This window comes from Sphingobium sp. HDIP04, assembly GCF_000445085.1.
Classification (GTDB): Bacteria; Pseudomonadota; Alphaproteobacteria; order Sphingomonadales; family Sphingomonadaceae; genus Sphingobium; species Sphingobium indicum.
The window spans coordinates 108,781-127,423 of the sequence record NZ_ATDO01000142.1 but is presented as its reverse complement, the minus strand read 5'-3'; the positions used below and the strand labels follow the sequence as shown (position 1 = coordinate 127,423).

12 protein-coding genes and 1 pseudogene are annotated in these 18,643 nt (G+C 54.7%); 2 read left to right on the top strand and 11 right to left on the bottom strand.

Annotated elements, in window-relative coordinates; all coding sequences use genetic code 11:
* Window positions 1–63: 63 nt before the first annotated feature.
* The 5 genes from L286_RS48210 to L286_RS48205 all read right to left on the bottom strand — a co-directional run bounded on the left by L286_RS48210 (window position 64) and on the right by L286_RS48205 (window position 12,810).
* Window positions 64–5,589, bottom strand: coding sequence for an HAD-IA family hydrolase (locus L286_RS48210; protein ID WP_084498577.1), 5,526 nt, complete (start codon window positions 5,587–5,589; stop codon window positions 64–66).
* Between the two features lie 77 nt (window positions 5,590–5,666).
* On the bottom strand, window positions 5,667–9,329 hold the full coding sequence (locus tag L286_RS46705; protein WP_152522361.1) for a glycosyltransferase: 3,663 nt from the start codon (window positions 9,327–9,329) through the stop codon (window positions 5,667–5,669).
* Between the two features lie 77 nt (window positions 9,330–9,406).
* Window positions 9,407–10,354, bottom strand: coding sequence for a phytanoyl-CoA dioxygenase family protein (locus tag L286_RS46700; RefSeq protein ID WP_037493740.1), 948 nt, complete (start codon window positions 10,352–10,354; stop codon window positions 9,407–9,409).
* Window positions 10,351–11,187, bottom strand: coding sequence for a DUF5672 family protein (locus tag L286_RS0125135; RefSeq protein WP_238559353.1), 837 nt, complete (start codon window positions 11,185–11,187; stop codon window positions 10,351–10,353). The genes L286_RS46700 and L286_RS0125135 overlap by 4 nt, the downstream gene beginning before the upstream one ends.
* A gap of 6 nt (window positions 11,188–11,193) precedes the next feature.
* A complete protein-coding gene (locus tag L286_RS48205; RefSeq protein ID WP_084498584.1) occupies window positions 11,194–12,810 on the bottom strand; it encodes a glycosyltransferase family 2 protein in 1,617 nt (538 codons plus the stop codon).
* A 430-nt stretch (window positions 12,811–13,240) separates the two neighbouring features.
* Here L286_RS48205 and L286_RS0125130 point away from each other — a divergent pair.
* Both L286_RS0125130 and L286_RS49885 read left to right on the top strand, forming a co-directional pair.
* A pseudogene (locus tag L286_RS0125130) lies at window positions 13,241–13,477 on the top strand (IS3 family transposase); the annotation flags it as partial.
* Window positions 13,454–13,591 (top strand): IS3 family transposase, encoded by a 138-nt coding sequence (locus L286_RS49885; RefSeq protein WP_443215363.1) that lies wholly within the window; start codon window positions 13,454–13,456, stop codon window positions 13,589–13,591. The pseudogene L286_RS0125130 and the gene L286_RS49885, both read left to right, overlap by 24 nt.
* 44 nt (window positions 13,592–13,635) lie before the next feature.
* On the opposite strand, the gene L286_RS46685 is transcribed toward L286_RS49885, so the two are convergent.
* Genes L286_RS46685 through L286_RS0125125 form a run of 6 tightly spaced genes read right to left on the bottom strand, consistent with a single transcriptional unit; the run spans window position 13,636 to window position 18,565 of the window.
* Entirely contained in the window at window positions 13,636–13,917 is a 282-nt protein-coding gene (locus L286_RS46685) for a hypothetical protein (RefSeq protein WP_021224103.1), read from the bottom strand.
* 32 nt (window positions 13,918–13,949) lie between these two features.
* On the bottom strand, window positions 13,950–14,825 hold the full coding sequence (gene rfbA, locus L286_RS46680) for a glucose-1-phosphate thymidylyltransferase RfbA (RefSeq protein ID WP_031293660.1): 876 nt from the start codon (window positions 14,823–14,825) through the stop codon (window positions 13,950–13,952).
* A 24-nt stretch (window positions 14,826–14,849) separates the two neighbouring features.
* A complete protein-coding gene (gene rfbD, locus L286_RS46675; RefSeq protein WP_021224101.1) occupies window positions 14,850–15,737 on the bottom strand; it encodes a dTDP-4-dehydrorhamnose reductase in 888 nt (295 codons plus the stop codon).
* Window positions 15,734–16,807, bottom strand: a complete 1,074-nt coding sequence (gene rfbB, locus L286_RS46670) for a dTDP-glucose 4,6-dehydratase (RefSeq protein ID WP_021224100.1) — start codon at window positions 16,805–16,807, stop codon at window positions 15,734–15,736. The genes rfbD and rfbB overlap by 4 nt, the downstream gene beginning before the upstream one ends.
* Before the next feature lie 3 nt (window positions 16,808–16,810).
* Window positions 16,811–17,374 (bottom strand): dTDP-4-dehydrorhamnose 3,5-epimerase, encoded by a 564-nt coding sequence (gene rfbC / locus L286_RS46665; protein WP_021224099.1) that lies wholly within the window; start codon window positions 17,372–17,374, stop codon window positions 16,811–16,813.
* Window positions 17,375–17,422: 48 nt separating this feature from the next.
* Window positions 17,423–18,565: a polysaccharide biosynthesis/export family protein gene (locus tag L286_RS0125125; protein WP_031293658.1), complete on the bottom strand. Its 1,143-nt coding sequence runs from the start codon at window positions 18,563–18,565 to the stop codon at window positions 17,423–17,425.
* Between the last annotated feature and the right edge of the window lie 78 nt (window positions 18,566–18,643).

Sequence of the window (18,643 nt, the reverse complement as noted above, 5' to 3'; positions counted from 1 at the left end):
GTCAAAGGGAATGAAGGCGACGAGAAAGTGAAATGATGCGGTGGATGCCTCCCCTGGATTATATCAAGAAGGGGACTGCAATATAGATTTGTACAAATATAGGAGTTCTTGGGACTGATCATTCGCTGACCTAGATCTTAACAGATGTGCAGGAGCGCAGCGATATTTTTCTGGATGGCGATCTATTATGTTCAAAGCTTTGGATAAGTCATTTGTGTCTGATACCGATACGATGAAGCCATTTTCCGGTCGAACAGGATCCCCCACTGCTCCCCGATTCCCGGCGATGACCCAAAGCCCGTGTGCGATCGCTTCCCGAGTGACGAGGCCATAGCTCTCCGGCCAAGTCGAAGGCGCTATTAGCACGTGCATTCGGGCATAGAAGAGGGCAAGCTCCTCAGTGGACATTTTCCCTGTGATTGTGACGGGCGTCGTTCCCCAAATCGCATGGGTGTCCTGACCCATGCCGCGCGCCAAGTCCACGACCGTGAAGTGCAGATTGTCATAACGGTTTGTCCGTAGTGCAGCTTCAACAAGATAGGCGCCCTTGTGATACTCGAGGCCGCCTACGTGGCACAGATGAATGTGCGTGTCCGACTTCGCTGGCTTCGGCTTGGGTAAAATCCTTGGCGTGCCATTCTCAATAACGCGGCATGAAATGCCACATGCTTCGTAAAGGTCTGCGAAGCTTTGCGATACCGCGAGACGATCACGTGCATTCAGGAGTGCGCGGCGTAAACGCTCGGCCCTTAGAAGGGAAACGTCGGATCCGACCTCGGGGAGCTGCACTTGGGTACGGAAATCCCTTTCCACCTGCACCAGTTGGCCGTTCTGGTCCGTCATAAATGGATAGTTAGATAGCCACCACGCATCGTGAAGCGTCACAATGTACGGAATGCCCATTTCCTGGCAGACCTCTGCCACGACAACTCCGAGCCGTTGAAGACAATGGATATGGACAAGATCCGGCTTGAACGCACGCATCACAGCGGCAAAGCGAGCGCCTACCATTTCATTGGCGGCCCGCCAGTCCATGTTCAGTTCCTGGGGCGTTGCTATGCGGAAGACAGGAATGCCGCGATAGCCATCCAACCGCCACTCGCCCGAATGATTATTCTCCTCATCGGCGCATAGAATTGCAAATTCGTAATCCTGGCTCCGATGGTCGATGAAATAATCAATATTGTCTTTGAGCACGCGAGTGGCGCCGCCGATCACCTGAGGCGGGAAGAATATATTTACGAAGAGAATACGTTGACGCTTATCTGATCGGGTTGTACCTGTCGTCGCCCTTTGCGGTGTGAAGAGAGCATCCTTTGGCGTCCCCTTACGCCGCAAAGATCTTGATACTTCATATGCTACAGCATCTGTATCACTAACCAGCATCCTTTTCAGCCCTTCGGGCCAGGGCTCTGCGGCACTACGCTGGTCTTCTCTGCGAATCCCGCCAGATGCTGGTGTTTTAGCGAGGGTGATTGCGGGAACGCCCGCCCTATGGGCATCCGCCCAGGCAGCATATTGCCTCGACGGATTTCTCAGTAATTGGACGACTCCGTCACAGAGCTGGATCGTTTGGGCCAAGGCTGGCAAATCCATGTCCTCACTGAGATGGGTCCAGCGTCCCGCGATTCTCTGAAAATCTGGGGTATTACAAAGGCGCCTGTCAGCTAATATGTGAACTCGGGGATCTTCCTGGGCAACTTTGCGCAATGCCCTCGCTAGATGATGTACATCTCCTCCAGAAGCATCGGAGAGAGGAACCACAAAAACTACATGATGATCTTTATGACTGTCGGAAAGTAAGTGTAAATCGCTGGGAAGATAGTGTATAATAATATTATCAGAGATATTCTTTATGAAGGGTATAAATCCAAAAATATTGGTAACAATTTCGTCACAATAACGTGCTGGCAGTGCCATTTCAACAAAGTTTGTGAGTTTGAGCGGAGATGGGTTGAACTGCTCTTCGTTCCATTCGCAATGGCTAAGTTGGTGCCCCTGCCAATTCACGAGATCTCCCAGCCACGCTATTGTCCTCTTTCCAAGGCTGCGGGCTGCCGCGATCGCCCGCAGTACCTCGTATGTGAATGGAAGCTCATGGAAGATGACGATCTCATGCGCTAACAGCGCTGCCAAATAATCTTCCTGCTCAATCGAGAGCAGGTCAAGCACAGTGATACCATCTATGAGCGCGCGATCTCGCCGGGCCGATGAGGAAGCACGCATCGTGAGCAGCAGAACACCCCGCCCAGCGTCCTTCATCTCCATCCTTGCAGGAAACGCTTTGGCGATGTCGGAAAATAAGCGATCGGCCTTTGCAAGATCCTCGGCAGCGGTGTCTCGCGACAGCAGATCATGAAGTGTTTCCCGGCAGCGAAGCTCAAGTGCGCGTTCATAGACCCGGCGCCAAGGTGCTCTCCGCTCCCATTGATCCTCGCCGCGTTCGAGAAGTCCGAGAGCCAAGGCATGGTTCCCTTGTTCCACGAGCAACTCTGCGGCGTGAATGAAACTCCACCTATTGGGGGACGCGGACAAAATACCATCGCGGAAATGGCGAAGGGCCTCCGTGTGATTGCCAGTTTGCAGTGCAAGATCGCCAAGAAGGTGGTGAAATACCCCATGATTCTGCGACAGTTTCAGGCCTGCTTGCAGCAACTGCTTTGCCTCGTCCAGGCGCCCGTAAACGCGCTTTGTACGGACGGCTAAGAACTCGATTAACCGACCGCCTGCCGAAGGCGATAGGAAGCGCAACCGCTCGATCCCGGGCGTATCAACAAACTGCCGCAGTATATCAAATCGTTCCACTAAAGGAACTTGCAATCCAAGACTTTCGGCGAATGCCTGCCAGTTAAATTCTTCCGGAAAATCAGAATATCCCCAAAGTCGTTTGAGCGCGGCACCTTCTGAAGGTGCCAGGCCTCTTCTTGATCCTTGAGAGAGATAATGGTGATAAAGTTCATGTGCCGGGCATTCCAAGCCTCTTCCGGCCTGTTTGCGATAGAAATTTGGATCAAACTCGCAGCTGAGCGACAGGGCGGGTGATCTTTCTAATCCGTTTTCAAACAAGGCAATGATACATTCCGCCTTGTTTTCTACTGGGCCTGCCCATTTTGAGTGCAATGCTCTAAATTCGGCGGGATTTATCTCATCAATCCATGGGCCTTGCTTAACACCATATCTGCTGAGGAAAATGTCGAGGGCCGACGTTCCCTTTGTCCACGCCGTTTCCTCTGCAGGCGAAAGTGCGATTTTGCCGCGAGCGTGAAGTACGTCAAATTCTCGGACAACCTCTCGCCGAACAAAACGATATGGCCGCCCTTCCTTCTGACCCGCGCGCATATAATGATCCAGTGCGCGCTCCGGCCTGTCAATCTGACTGGCAATGTCCTGATTGAGCGCCAAATAAGTGTTGGGATCAAAATCGGTCGGAATCGGGCCGAACTCTGCCGTCAACTGAGCAACGAGCGCATCATAATTTGCGAGCCGTTTCTCTTGTCGGCCGTGAACAAAATAATGTTGCCAAAGTTCCTCGTCGCTGGTAAAATGGCGAAGATCAGGATAGAAATCGCGATAGAATCTCGCGTCGAAGCTTCGGGAAGTCGCTATCGGCGGCACATTGACGGCATGCTTCTTGCCGCGAATAAGCCGAAGAATTTTTTTGCCGGGCGTTCGCCTTCGGTGGGAATTGGGGCTATCCTGCAGAAGTTCTGGAACGGCCGCGCGCGACGCTGCAATAGACCCGGGGATCCAGTAATCCCCTTCACGCGCGGCAAGGGCAATCGCTTCGACACGCCCGCCGGGGACGTCTAAAATGATTGAGCGTCTTGAGCCTTGTACGGAATGAAGTTCAAATATCTCGTCTGACATTTGGCTCAACGTGTCAGCGTCGGGATCATTGAAGCGCGCGACTACGGGATCAACCAATGGTGCATGGAAGTTCACTGCCGCCATCCAGAGTGGCACAATATCATCATCTCGCGTTTCTGCGAAGGCGAGTACGCGTTCTGTTGGAATAGGCGTTTGATTGCCCTCGTGATGACGCAGTTCTGGTACCAATTTGCCGTTTCGTTCGACGAAACGGAGGATCGGTTGTAACGTTCGGTGCTTGAAGAAGAACTCAAGCCAAGAGAAAGAGGCTGTAAGGCTTTCTGGCAGAAGGCTGTTTGGAAGTACGACTTGAGATGAGAAACGAACAAATGGATAGGAGCGAGACCGGTTAACCTCATAATTGTTATTGGTCGCGATCAAGTGCAAATGCATGGAAGGAGGATTAATCCCTTCACTACCAAGCTTGCTAACAAACAGGCTGTTGAGGTCGCGAAGGACTGTTCCGGAATAGCCTACGTCGGAAAATGCGACGGACCTGTGCTCAAAAAAACCGATATCTTGCAAATGGCGAACGATCAACTCGCGTTTGCGAATGATTTCTTGCCTGACCGTTTCGACTAATCCCTCATCCTGCAATATTTTTGCGACCCGGAATGTGTCTCGATCGGTGCGCAGGACTTCCGCGCCGAATGCTGTTGGAACCGCTTCCACGCCCAGTCGGCTGCACATTTCTTCTGGGGAAGCCTCACCGTGATTGAGCCAGAATACCAAACCGATGGCTTGCACCAGCCAGTCCCCAGAGAAATCTACGCCTCCCCAGCAGGAGAGAATGCGGTTCATGTATATGTCGCTGGCGGAGTGCGGTGAAAGATGTCTATCAATTATGGGGTTTCGCCATCTCTCAGAGAACTCGTTGATGGCGCATCCATCTCTGGCGAGAAAATATATATGTTCTACACGCTTATCTAGCGCGTCAAAAAGAAGAGATGAAAGATGTAATTTAATAAGATCGGAAACCTCTTCCCCGATACGAAAGCGATTTCCATATTTCGGTCGTTCTAATTCAAGTAAGGACGGCTGATCTACGAGAACGCAACTGACCCCTGACTTGACGGCCATTGAAATGTCGGAATGCTGGTTGTCACCAACATGAAGAATCTGGTTCGGACTTATGTCGATATCGCTTAGAACATCTTGGAAAAGATCTCCAGAGTGCTTGGTGAACTTGCGATCGGCGGAAATGTAGACATGGTCAAAAAGATCTTTGAGTTCTAATTTTTCTAAAATATTATTCATGATTTCAAAGCTGAAATACATGTCGGAAGTGGCGATAAGGATTTTTCCATCCGCTCGTAGCTTGCGTAATAATTCAACAGCGCCATCGACTACGGCGAGGTTGGCCATTTCTACCGCCAGTTCGAAGGCGACGATTTTCTCGACCGCTGACAATCGTGCGTCCGCGTCAGCAATCTCCCTCTCCAGGATTCTGTCCCAAACCTCTTCGATCAAGGGCTCCTGGGTTCCAGTTCCATCGAACTTCTTGAGCGCGTCCGACAGACGATAACGCAGCAAAGTGAGATCAAACGGGCTGCTCGCCTCCCTTCGTCCCAGCAGAGCCAGCGCATATGCACTTACGGTATCATGTACTTCATTTACCTTCAGATACCGACGACGGATTAGCGTATCGAATAAATCGAAAGAAATATATGGATTCGATGAACAATAAGGATAAGCATCGGATATGGCGTCAATTTTGTTCATGTCATTTCCAAATCTGTAAATGATGTCGTCCGTCTTGTCCGGTATATGTAATTTATCTTCAATTTATCTGCAGGCGATTATGCTTCCGGAGCAATGCGTCGTCCCGGTGGCACGTCGGCGATCTCATGATAAAGTGCATGAAGGTCAGCCGCTTGCTCGTCCGTTCCCCGTAAGTGGGTATGGGGCTCGGCGATTGGCGAACGATATTTTTGGGGGGCGGAATCGATGATCCTGAGGACTTCAGTAAGTCCTTTGGTCGTGGAAACGTCGATAAGCCAGCCGTTTAGCCCATTTGAAATGCCTTGGCCGATGGCGCCGAGATTGGATGCCACGACTCGCACGTGGCTGGACAGCGCTTCACGCGTTACAAGTCCAAAACTTTCCGGCCATGTGGAAGGCGCCAGAAGTACGTCCAAGCGACTATAGAGCTGTCCCATCTGCGATTGGGGGTAGGGTGCCGTCAGTGTGACGGGGGTGGTGCCCCAGAAAGTGTCCGCTGCTTGGCCGGGTGGGAGAGTTCCATCAACCATCGTCAGGTGCAAGTTCTTGAACTGGCCTTTACGCAGTGCGGCCTCGATCAACGCGGCGCCCTTATGTGCGGATCGGCCTCCCAGGTGCCCGAGAGCCACCCGGCCATCATGCCGGGGCGAATGGGCAACACGGTCGATGTGCGGAACCCCGTTTTCGACGATGCGCAATCTGTCGATGCCTGCATTCTGGTATATTCGGGCGAATGGTTCCGACACGCTCAGATTTGCTTCTGATTTGGCAAGAAGAGTGCGAAGCCGCTGACGCCTATCGATGGAAGCGATCGGATTGCGGCTTTGGGCACAGTCCGCCAGAATATCGGTCCCTGACGTACGCAACAGACCGTCATCGTCCACCAGGAACTGGTAGTCGGAAATCCACCACGCATCATGCAGTGTGACCAAATAAGGAATTTGCCGTTTTAGGGCGACCTCTACGATCGTTGCACTCAGGCGTTGAATGCAGTGGAAATGGATGAGGTCAGGTCTGAAATGATCCAGTACGCTTTCAAAGGGGGCGGCATGATCATCGTTGAAGGGGCGCCAATCCATATGGGGCTCTCGCGGTGTAGAGAGCCGATAGACTGGAATGCCGTTTTCCGATCCCAGTTTCAGGCTGCCAGTTCGCGCGGCGCTTTCGTTCGAACAGAATATCCCAATTTCGAGTTCGTCGTATCTCTCCTGGAAGGTGCGAACATTATCTTCCACAACCCTTGTTGCGCCCCCATAGCTCTGCGGGGCGAAGAAGACATTGCAGATAAGAACGCGCAGGCGCCTCTGCCCCGGCAAACGGGTGGCAATACCCTTATTCCCGAAAGTGGCCGCGATCGTCCGAGCGCCTTGCTCAACACTATATTCCCGCAATGCCTTTGTTCGGGCCCTATGGCCGATTTGCCTGCGCAGGTCCGGCTGCTCGATCAGCAGACGCAATATGTCATACCAATCTTCGGTGGAGCTAACCACAAAGCCATCGACACCATGCTCAATGATCTCGCAATATGTTCTTGTGGCGCTGACGACAGATGGTATCTGGAGTACGGCAGCTTCCAGCCACTTGATTTCGCTCTTGCAATCAGCCGTCAATCCGGGTGCTAGAACAGCCAGGTTTACATCGCAGCTCGCGAGCAAGGACCAATATGCCTTGATGTCCGGTGTGAATGGGTAGTTGAACACCCTCTCGGTCATGCGACTTAGTTCGGGGTGCAGCTTCAGATGACCCACGATGACAAGGTCGACGCCGGGATATCTGTGCATCAGATTGACTAGAGCCGGCCCAAGGAGATTATTGAAGTCGGCGTTGTGTGCTTTCGTACCTGATCCATAGAAGAGGCGTAACCGCCCATCCTTTCGGAGAGGATGGCTTCCGATCATGATTGTGTCGCTGTTACGTTCATCTAGTCCATTGCGGATAACGATGCTGGTGTCGCTCCCGGTCGCAAGGCGCATTCTCTCCGCCAGTGCGGGCGTAGAGGCGATGCTCGACCTACACATCTGCATGGCATAGCGGAAAAGCGGGACACCAAATTGCAACCCTGCATAATCGCTGAGGGAAATCTGACCTTCAAAGGAGGGGTATGGATCAGGGTAATGATCCGCGTCGAAGATTAAATCATCGATCTCGTAATATGTGTCGATGTTCAAGCTATTTGAAAGTAGAATTGCCTTTAGTATATCTGGGGTGGCTGCAACGCGATAGAAAATAGCAGATCGAGCGCCAATCAAACTATCAATAAAACCTTGAACGTCCGAATGTGAGAAGATTCTTAGCTCGATCCCCGCCTTTTGGAATTGATACTTTTTTTGTTCAACACGGTAGTGTGTGCATTGGCGAATATCATCGTTCGCTAAAACAGACACATATCCGTCTGGATTATTTTCGAAACTGCTAGGGAAATCTCCCATTTCTAGATAAATGCTCCGGATTTCATCCAAAGTTTCTGTCAGTAGACGATCAGCCGATTTTCTTGATGCAAAATCGGAATGCTCGATGCTGTGTTTGTATAGTTCGTGAGCTTCAGCGCTGCTGCTGTCGAAATATTGCGTTATCACATCGTCGAGCTTGCGTTCAAAGTCGACCACCTGTCGCCAGAGAGGATAGGCCTTGCGGAGCACCGCGAAGGCTTCGGAGAACTCCTTTCGAACTGCGTGACATCCGGCGGCCTGTAGAAAAGCTCTCAGCGGCGCTCTGTCATGCATTGTTGACGCCAAAAATGCTTCCAGCGCCCTGGCCTCGTTGCCAGCGCCGCCATATGCATCCCCCAGGGTGCATAGAGTTTCCGCGCTAGGGGATAGGGATAGTGAGTGTTGTAGCAAGGCGATTGCCTTGCGGATGTCTCCTGATTCCAAGGCCCGGCGGCCGATCCTTTCAAGCAACCAGGGGGCGTCCTGCCCTAATAAATCTGCGTGGGGGATGATCGTGTTGGCATGCTCGTTGAAAAGCGCGACGAGTGCTTCGCTTCGGGTGGCTGCCGGTGAGATTTTTGTTTTTCTGGCAAAGCTAACCCAGTCAAATGCTAAGGGATATGGGAGGCCACCCAGATAGGGGGCGAGGAAAATGGGCGCGTTTGGCGCGATGCCTTTTGGAAACCCCTCCGTCAGCCAAAATCTATACAAATCCTCATCGGACAGGTTGATAAGATTTTCAATCACTTTTGAATTTCGAAAATATTCCGCATCAAAGGCGTAGTCGAAACTGATAGGACACAGTTTGGGTATCCCATAAAACTCGAATAATTCCAAAGCTTGTTCGCGAGAGGTGGGAAGGAAATCGAGTTCATCGCCGCACCAAGCGAGAAAATCTGGAACAGAAAAAATGGATTTCCACTTTTCTTCGTCGGGAATGGCAACTTCATATTCGTCATTTTCTAGGAAGGAACACCGCCGACCTTCCCTATGTCCATGACGGACATAGTGTCCGAATAATTCTTCGTCGTTTTCAAACCGATTTTGAAGGTCTCTGTTGTAGAATTTATATGCTACTGGATCGAAATTTAGACGAAGATCGCTTGTCTCAGATTCTGCATATTCTAAGTAACGACGTCTATTCGGGAATCTGCCTTCGGAAATTCCAAATTTTACATAATGCCTTACCGCGCCCCAAGAAGTTCTTACATTGTGAACGTCGTTATAGTGAGAAAGGTAGAATTTCGCGTCAAATCCTTTGACTTTCTTGCCAAAAAAAATCTTTGCTACGATTTTATAGGGTTTGACCAAAGTCCATCTCTGTCTACGGTTTGCAACGTGTATTACAGGTAATATCGCTATATCACTAGATAAAGGGAAATTCGGTCTTACCCTCGGAATCTTTTCATAAAGCGATGCCTGACCGAGGCTCGCTTGACCGGTTCGCTGGATGGGTCTTGCACCTTTTCCCCTAAATAGCTGTTTGGGCGAGGGTGGCCATCATCGATGGAAATAGGATGACGAAGATGTACGTGCCCAATCACCTCGTCGGAGTAGGCGGGCGTATAGTAAATGCAGTCGTCAAAGTAATAATGTGTTACCTGTGACCATCGCGTTATTCTCGCATTATGTTGACGACTGCCACCATGAAGGAGGTTCGCGCACCAGATCAGTGCCTGTCCCTTACTCGCCAGGAAGGTTTCTGCGTGCGCATCATGGGCTTGGCACATGGCCTGCCATGCAGCTCCATAGGGTTCCTGGGCTGAATCAAGATCAGCACCATATCCCTGTCTGCCGATTAGTGCGTTCGTCATGATTGGCCAACGATGCGATCCGGGATAGTAAAACAATGGTCCCGCGTCGGGACCAATATTTTCCATCGCAAGCCAAACGCCGCACATGAAACGCTCAGGCAGGCTTGAAAAATGCACGGAATCCGAATGAACGTCCTGCTGCGTTCCAACCGGAAAGTTCAGCGTCTGGAACGGAAAGGCCCGGCGGCCATATAATTTGCTCAGAAGGTCTAGGACCGCCGCATTGGCAGCTATGGCGCGCACATCCTCGTCGAAAGTCCAAGCGTCCTGTATACGGCGTTCACCTGTGGTTTTGTCGCTTTGCGGATTGTCGAAGTCGACACCGTAACGAGGTGAGAGATTACGTTTGATCCGATCAATGCGCGCATCGAGGTTCGAGTCGGGGAACTCGAACACGGCATAGCCTTTTTCATGGAGGGTGATGGCGATCTCCTCCTCCTGGGCAGTTAGTTCTTGCTCCGCCTTGAGCATTGGAAAGAGCGGGGATTCGATCAGCGGTAGGCCGGGGAGGGGGTTGCTCACAGATTATAATGCCTTTTGCCGGATGGTTTCAGGCCGAGCTTTGCCACGCTTTTCCTTGATCTCATGCGATCGCCCAAATGATCCATAATCATCCTCAGCGCGCGCAAGGAGCCGCAGTTGCCATGTCCGACATCCTTCAGGATGCTGGGGAAATCATGCTTTATCGTTCCACGGTCATCAAGATCCTGGTAAACCCGCCAAAAGGCATCGGTCCCTATCGCGCGAGGCATGTTCCACACGCCATGATAGCCGAAGCTTTTTCCCAGATCCCCGCTCCTTTCTGTCGCGAAAAGGTCAGCAAGCGCATGCGGCGCAAAGCGCATCCCCTGGTTCTCCAGCCAGCTGCGATTGACGCGTCCGATGGCGAGATCTTCGGGATGGGAGGCGCGGAACTGCACATTCAGGCAGGCTTCCATCAAGCGCCGACTTCGCAGAGAAAAGCCACCATTGCCAACATTGTTCCCGTCGCGGAACTGGGGCCAACTCGCGCCAATATAGTCATAATCCAAGAATTCAGCGCGCCAACGCGCAGCATCGAGCACATGCCCATCCCACTGCGTCACAAGGCAATGCGAAGTGGCTACATAATGCACAAGCTGCGACAGAATGAATTTCGAATAGGCTGCCGAGGAGTTCAGGCGCGGGATAGGCACAATCGAGATTGCGGGATGATCTGACTTAATGAGGGTGTCGGTAAATAGCTTGCAAGCAGCAAAATCGACTTGCACTAGACATGATTCGAGCGCGCGCAAGGTCGCCTTCACATTGACCGAGGTGACTGCGCACAGCGTCACTCGCGGTAAAGCCAGCCGTTTGGAAGCCGCGGCAGACACGACGCTCTACAGCCTGACCACGAAACGTTCGCTTGAACGGCTGAGTTCGGGGTGATGAAATGGGTCTATGACTTCGGCCGTTCGCCATGTTCGTTGGAGCGCCGACAGTTCAGCAGCGAACCTCGCTGCGCCTGCCGGATCACGGTCGAAACCGCGAGAAACCGATTCATGATGAATAAGCGTTGCACGCGGTTCGTAGAGGGACTGCCAGCCTCGCTTGTTGAGCCGCATACAAAGATCCACATCATTGAAAGCGACAGGGAAATTATATTCGTCGAGACCACCGACGGCAAGGAAGCGGTTGCGAGATACGACCAGACAGGCGGCCGTCACGGCTGAGGTGAATTGCGGCACTGTGTGACGATGGAAATAGCCTTCTTCATCGGGCCGCAGAAGACGATGGGCATGACCTGCCGCATTGCCGACACCGATCACCACCCCGGCATGCTGAATGCGGCCATCTGGATACAAGAGCCGCGCTCCTACAGCGCCGACATCATCCCTCAAGGCCTGGGCAGCCATTGTTTCCAGCCATGTGGGCTCGATGACCTCGATGTCATTGTTGAGCAGGCACAAGAGGCGTCCGCGCGCCTCCCCGACGGCGCGATTGTTGATTGCGGAATAGTTGAATGCGCCTTCGTGGCGCAGCACTCGATAACGTGCGGGGTCAAGGGCATCGAGAAAGGAAAGTGTCTGCGGATCATCGCTGTCATTGTCGACGATGATCACCTCGAAATCGGGATAGTTGGTCGTCGAGAGTCCGTTCAGACATGTTTGCAGCAGATCCACTCGGTTACGAGTCGGCACAATGACAGTCATGGAGGGAAGTTCCTCCCGCACTGCACTAGGAACAGCGGGAATCTGGGGGCGGGGGCGCACCCGGCGATGATGCAGAATCTTTCGGATATGGAGGGGCTCTCCTTCCGCCACTTTACGCACCACGAGCTCTCGCGCCCAATTTGCGGCGGTGGCGAGTCCCTCGAGTTCCGCGTGCGTGGAACGTAAGATGCAGGCTCCCGTCAGATAGTCGAAATGCCGAAACAGTTCACTGTTCCAGTCCGGCTTGAAGTGCGGCGAGGTGCGACGTCGTCCTACGTCCAGAAGATCATCATCTGCATATGCGATCTGCGCCCGCGTGCCGGCAGTCCCATTACGGTAAGCTTGAACCGCACCCCGCGCGAGCCGGTCGCCAGCCACCATGGGCAGCAACCAAGGATGGCTGTTCCAGTTGATTTGCCGAGCTGCTTCCGTGAGGGAAGGTATGTCCTTGGAACCTATTACTAATGCAGGCACGTTTTCAGCCGATAGGTTACGAAGGGTTGTCTCGAGTTCCTTTTCCTCTGACCCGATCTTGACAAGAGCCAGAATCGGCGGCCCTGCATCGTCATCCCCTACGGCATCGATGCTTTCTTCGAATAGCATCCACATATCATAGGCTCTGCGCGAGTTCCCCAGGAGTCGCGCGAACTGGCCGCGGGAGCGCAGCCGCTTGCGGCGCAAGCGCCACCAGGAGGCTGTTGCGTAGCCGCGAGGTGAGGCGATGAAGGCATCGACATGGACACGCAGCTTCAACCAGAGGCCGAGAGCTGTGGCTGGATAAGCATCTGACTCGTTTGATGGCATGCCATGCTGCATTAGCGGAATAGCGGACAGGAAAAAAGGAAAAGAGCGCAATGCGTATTACCGTGAAAGCCAACGACACGGCATTAACGTCACGGAAGACCCTTTGCCGTATGGTCTCCATGGCGATGCCATTCACCATGGTCCTTTCCCATGTATCTTGGTTGGCGGTTGCCTCGTGCTCGCCGAATAGCAGAGGTGGCTGGTCCCAGTTTTCAAGCGAACGCGGTGCCGAAGGCTTCTTGAGGGAAATCTTTACGCTAGGTTGTAGTGAGGATTTAACGATTGGAGGATTTCCAATTGGGTAGAGTTCTGATTCAAGGCTGATTTTTGGAGATCAGCCAGATGTTGGAGCGAGACCGGGACAGACTGACGGATGAGCAATGGGCTCGCCTTTGTGCACAGTTGGCGGCATCGTTGGCCGGTGGAGTTGATGTGCCGTGTCTTGCAGGTCAGCGAGCGCGGCTATCGGTCCTGGCGCTCACGCCCGATCAGTCGCCGGGAGCGCACGGATATGAAGGTTCTCGCCCATATCAGGGAGCAATATAGCCTGAGCCTCGGCAGCTATGGTCGTCCGAGGATGACGATGGAGTTGAAGGACGCAGGGATCAATGTCGGCGAGCGTCGCGTAGGGCGGCTGATGCGGATCAACGGGATCAAGTCGGTCCGACCCGCAGGCACAGCTGCCATCTTCCAGTACATCAACGGCTTCTACAATTCCCGGCGTCGCCATTCATATCTGGGCGGCATCAGCCCACTCGCCTTTGAGGCTAAGGTGGCATAATGAGATAGGTGACCGGCACAAAACCGTTACAAGTCCACTTCGCCTTAGGCCTTGGTAGAGAAATCCTCTCGCATCGCGTGGATTATAAAACGCCAGACATTTGCCGCTTCGCTCTGATAGGCTGATTGCGATTCCTCAGGGCCGACATATTGGATGACCGTTGCCCCTGCCTCCGTCATGCGCGGGCTTGGTTCCTCGATCGCGTCCAGCACAGCCTGAACCTGTGGCAGATAGCTGCGCCACAAGGGTTTGCCCTCGCGTTCGCCGTCCTCGGCATAGCCATCGAGCTTACAAAGCGCGCGAGCAGCGCGTTCTATCGGCGTCATACCGCCGAAGGTTGCGATGGCGCATGCATTAGTCAAGGTCGAGCGTTCGACATTAATCCTTGCAGATAGCGGGCGTACGCCGATTTGCCGAGCTTATTGATCGCCTGTTCCAGTTCGACCACATCAATAAACCCTTGGCGGAACGCAATTTCCTCAGGGCTGGCAATCTTAAAACCCTGGCGCTTTTCCAGAACGCGGACGAAATCAGCCGCATCGAGCATGCTGTCAGGCGTCCCAGTGTCCAGCCAGGCAAAGCCGCGGCCCATAATCTCTACATTGAGCAGCCCGCGTTCCAGATAGACGCGGTTGACATCGGTTATCTCCAGTTCGCCGCGCGGCGACGGATCAAGGTCAGCGGCGATGCCCACCACCTGCTCATCATAGAAATAGAGGCCGGTAACTGCCCAATTGGACCGGGGCTGCACCGGCTTTTCCTCGATGCTGATGGCCCTTTTTGACTCATCGAAGCTAACCACGCCATACCGCTCCGGGTCATTCACATGATAGGCAAAGACACTCGCGCCCTCCCTGCGTGATGAGGCGCTGGCGAGGAGTTCGGGCAGACCGTGGCCATAATAGATATTGTCGCCCAGAATCAGCGCCGACTGCTGCCCCGCAACGAAATCTGCGCCGATGATATAGGCCTGCGCCAAACCGTCGGGGCTTGGTTGCTCGGCATATTCGAAGCTCATGCCCCATTGCGATCCATCGCCCAGCAGCGCCTGAAAAGCGGGCACATCGCGCGGGGTGGAGATGATCAGCACCTCGCGGATCCCCGCCAGCATCAGCGTGCTCAGCGGATAATAGATCATCGGCTTGTCATAGACCGACATCAGCTGCTTCGAGGTCGCGAGCGTCATTGGGTACAGGCGGGTGCCGCTGCCACCGGCAAGGATGATACCCTTCATATGTCGTCCCCTTTGGTAGTCAGTTCAGACTGCAGAACGCAGGCGGGCCATCACGCTTTCCAGCGATTGACGCCAATCCGGCAGAACCACGCCATGGGCCTTCGCGATTCGGCTACAGTCGAGCCGTGAATTAGCGGGCCGCTTGGCCGGGGTCGGATAGTCGGCCGTGGTGATCCGCCTAACCTGGGCAGAGGGGCCGAGCCTCGCAGCCGATGCGGCAAAGACGGCCTCGGCAAAATCCGCCCAGCTGGCTTCCCCGCTTGCGGTCATGTGGAAGATGCCGTGCAGTTCGGGATAGCTATTGCATACCATATTGGTAGCCACTCGGATGACGCCATCTGCGATGTCGAGCGCGCTGGTCGGATTTCCATGCTGATCGCCGACCACGGACACCTCGTTCCGGTCACCTGCCAGACGCAGCATCGTCTTCACGAAGTTCGCGCCGAAGGGGCTGTAAACCCAGGCCACGCGCAGCACCGCGCTGTTGTGGCCATGGGCGGCCAGCACGGCCTGCTCGCCCGCCAGCTTGGACGCGCCATAAACGCCGGTTGGCCCCGTCGGGTCGCTCTCCACATAGGGACGGTCCAGCGTGCCGTCGAAAACATAGTCGGTCGAAATATGGACCAGCGGCACGCCCAGCGTCTTTGCCACCTGCGCCACCGCGCCCGCGCCCGCGCCGTTGACCGCATGGGCGAGGTCGCTTTCGCTCTCCGCCGCGTCGACCGCGGTGTATGCAGCGGCGGAAACGATGGCGTCAGGCGCGGCTGCCTCCAGCGCGCGGGCGACAGACGCAGGTTCGGCAAGGTCCAGTTCGGGCCGGCCCAGCGCGATCACTTCATGCCCGGCGGCGGCTCCGCGCTCGATCAGGCTGGTGACGACCTGGCCCGCCTTGCCGGTGACCGCAATTCTCACGCAACCACTCCGGCAGCGTCAGGCGCGGCGTTAAGTCCCAGTCTCTGACCATCATAACGATCCCGTAACGGCTTCCACCACCACTCATTGTCGAGGTACCAGCGCACCGTCTTTTCGATCCCGCTGTCGAAATTTTCCTGTGCGCGCCAACCCAACTCGGTTTCCAGCCTAGTTGCATCGATCGCGTAGCGCGCATCATGGCCGGGGCGGTCGGTTACGAACTCGATCAGCCCCTCGTGCGGTGCATCGGTGGGCACGAGTTCGTCCAGCACGGCGCAGATCCGGCGCACAACATCGATATTGCGCCGTTCGTTACGACCCCCAACATTATAGGTTTCGCCGGGCACGCCCTTTTCTATGATGAGGCTGAGCGCGCGGGCATGGTCGTCGACATGGAGCCAATCGCGGACATTTTCGCCCTTGCCATAAACCGGCAACGGGCGACCCGCGAGCGCGTTTAGGATGGTGAGCGGGATCAGCTTTTCTGGGAAATGATAGGGGCCGTAATTGTTCGAGCAGTTGGATACGACCACCGGCAGCCCGTAGGTGCGAGCCCAAGCCTTGGCGAGGTGATCGGACGCGGCCTTCGACGCCGAATAGGGCGAACTGGGGTCATAGGGCGTCGTTTCATCGAACAGCCCATCATCGCCCAGCGAGCCGTACACCTCATCGGTTGAAACGTGGAGGAAGCGGAAAGCGTCCTTGGCGGCGCCGGTCAGGCCATTCCAATAGCCGCGCGTCGCCTCCAGCAGAGTGAAGCTGCCTACGACGTTGGTCTCGATAAAATCAGCCGCCCCGGTAATTGACCGGTCGACATGGCTTTCCGCCGCCAGATGCATAATGTGGTCGGGCCGGAAGGTCGCGATCGCCTTATCCATGGCGGCTCGATCGCAGATATTGGCCTTGAGGAAACGGTGATTGGCCTTGCCCTCGAGAGCCTTCAACGAAGCCTCGCACCCGGCATAGGTCAAGGCGTCGATGGTGAGGACCTCATAATCCTTTTCCAGCACCAGATAGCGAACAAGAGCCGAACCGATGAAGCCGGCGCCGCCAGTGACAATCACGCGCATGGGTCATTCGCTCCAGGTGAAATAGGCGGGAAGCTCGGCCAGTAGCGGCTGCTGCCGGTCCTTGGGCGAGAGGGTTCCAGGGTCGGAAACGTCGGGCCACTGGATGCCGATCGCCGGGTCGTCCCAGTGTAGCCCCTTGTCGCACTCAGCGCTGTAATGGCTGGTCACCTTGTAGCAGATGACCGTATTGGGCTCGAGCGAGCAGAAGCCATGGGCGAAACCGGGCGGAACCCAGAGCTGCTTGCCATTTGCGGGGGTCAGTGTTTCCCCGGCCCACTGACCAAAAGTGGGCGATCCCTGACGGATATCCACCGCCACGTCGAACAGCGCGCCGGCAGTGCAGCGGACCAGCTTGCCCTGGGCGTGCGGCTCGCTCTGAAAATGGAGGCCGCGGATAGTGCCCGCGCGGACGCTACGGGATTCATTATCCTGAACAAACGTCCAATTCCCGCAGTGCTGGGCGAACAGATCGGCGCGAAAGGTTTCGGTGAAATAGCCGCGCTCATCCCCGATATGGCGGGGAGTGATTAGTTTGAGGCCGACGATATCGAAGGAAGTTATCTCCATCTTCCCACCTCATATAGAAATCGGGTGGCGATAACACCCGCTAAAACCTCATTTGCTGTTCTGCACCGTCTGCACCGCGCTCGTCACCGTCAAGATCGGAGAAAAGAGCTGGCTGATCAACTGAATGAGCTTGCTGGGCTGGTTGGCCGCTGCGTTGCCGAAGTACAGCACGTCCTTATCCCGCATGGCAAAGCGCTGCGCGAAGAAGTAGGAGCCTGTTTTCATCATGTTGATATGATAGACCTTCGGCACCTCATTGCCCTGTCCATCTCGGACATAGCGGAACACAAAGATGGCTGCGGGATTGCCGATGCCAGGATTAACACCGCCTGCGGTAGCAATCGCCTCCGCAAGAGAAACCGTCGAACGACGGAAGGGGACCTGCTCGACCCGCCCGGAAGCCCCCAAGACAGAGAACGTCCGAGGGTCGTCGATCAACATCAGCCGATCGCCAGGATAGGCGCGTATGTCCAGATTGGGATTTTCAATAAGATCGTTGATGCGCACATCAACGCTTTGCTCACCCCGGACAATGCGGACCAACAAATCTTTGGCCTCTCCACGATAACCGCCTGCAAGGGCGATCACATCGGACAGGGTCTCCCGGTTCGTCTGCAGTACGAGCCGACCCGGCCTTGCCACTTCCCCCCCAACGATGATCGAATTGGTGATGGCTTGGCTTAGCGTCACGATCACCTGCGGATTTTGCGACAGGCGGGCCAGCGAGTTGCGGATCATTGCCTCAACTTCGCCGGTGGTAATTCCCGCCACATGCAGTGTTCCGGCATAGGGAATGGTGATGTCGCCCAGATCGTCGACCCGTGTCGGTGGCAGCTTTTGAACCTGCACGCCGGGACTCGCCGCTATCTGGTTCAGTCCGGCCGCGCCACCACCATTGGCGAATAATGTGACGCCCGCTTCATAGATATTGATGTCAAGGATATCGCCGGGACCGATCATGTCAGTCGGCGGTGGCGCAAGCTCAGGCAGCAAGGCCGTCGGTGACACAGCCGCGTCCGGGTTCGGCACGTCCGCGATCGTCTGGATTGGAACCAGCTGGATAGGAGATCCATTATCTGGAGAAAGCGCCGTTTTCCTGACTTGCCCACCAGTAGGGCCATTTGAAGGCAGCGTGGCACATCCCGCGAGTCCAGCGAGCAGAGCTAGATATATCGAATTCTTCACTTGCATCGCTGATGATCTCAAAGCTGCGACAATGACGGTGGCACGCCTTAGCATCGGCCTTCAGGAATGGACAATAGGTCGGCT

Coding starts and splice junctions, on each gene's coding strand:
- L286_RS48210 (WP_084498577.1), bottom strand. CDS start 5,589: ATGAACAAAATTGACGCCATATCCGATGCTTATCCTTATTGTTCATCG.
- L286_RS48205 (WP_084498584.1), bottom strand. CDS start 12,810: ATGCCATCAAACGAGTCAGATGCTTATCCAGCCACAGCTCTCGGCCTC.
- L286_RS46685 (WP_021224103.1), bottom strand. CDS start 13,917: ATGACGCCGATAGAACGCGCTGCTCGCGCGCTTTGTAAGCTCGATGGC.
- rfbA (WP_031293660.1), bottom strand. CDS start 14,825: ATGAAGGGTATCATCCTTGCCGGTGGCAGCGGCACCCGCCTGTACCCA.
- rfbB (WP_021224100.1), bottom strand. CDS start 16,807: ATGCGCGTGATTGTCACTGGCGGCGCCGGCTTCATCGGTTCGGCTCTT.
- rfbC (WP_021224099.1), bottom strand. CDS start 17,374: ATGGAGATAACTTCCTTCGATATCGTCGGCCTCAAACTAATCACTCCC.
- L286_RS0125125 (WP_031293658.1), bottom strand. CDS start 18,565: ATGCAAGTGAAGAATTCGATATATCTAGCTCTGCTCGCTGGACTCGCG.